We start from the raw sequence: 338 nt of genomic DNA on the forward strand, positions 1-338 counted from the left end.
TACGCCCTGGGCGTCCTCGCCCTCACCGTCTGACCGCCCGACACCCTCGACGGGCCCGGTCTTTCCCCCTCTTCCCTGTGGAGGCTCCATGCGCTGTGTCATCGCCCACTACCCCTTCGACCTGATCAAGAGCGAGGTCGAGCAGTCGATGAGCGGCATCACGCCGGAACCCGGCACCGGCGTGTGCGTGACCATCGGCCGCCGTGTCTACCCCGTGATGCAGGTCGGGGAAGTGATCACCCGGCAGGACCGCCGCGACTTCACCGCGGGTGAGATGCGGCGGGCCCTGACCGGACTCGGCTTCACCTGCCACGACGCGCGCCCGGCCGCGCCCGCCT

1 protein-coding gene is annotated in these 338 nt (G+C 70.4%); it reads left to right on the plus strand.

Features of this window, described 5'->3' with window-relative positions:
* Positions 1-88: 88 nt before the first annotated feature.
* Positions 89-338 (plus strand): SCO5918 family protein (locus CCN44_RS34075; protein ID WP_086702200.1); only part of this gene is annotated, 250 nt, incomplete at its 3' end.

The sequence above is a fragment of the Streptomyces tricolor genome, assembly GCF_002155905.1.
Classification (GTDB): Bacteria; Actinomycetota; Actinomycetes; order Streptomycetales; family Streptomycetaceae; genus Streptomyces; species Streptomyces tricolor.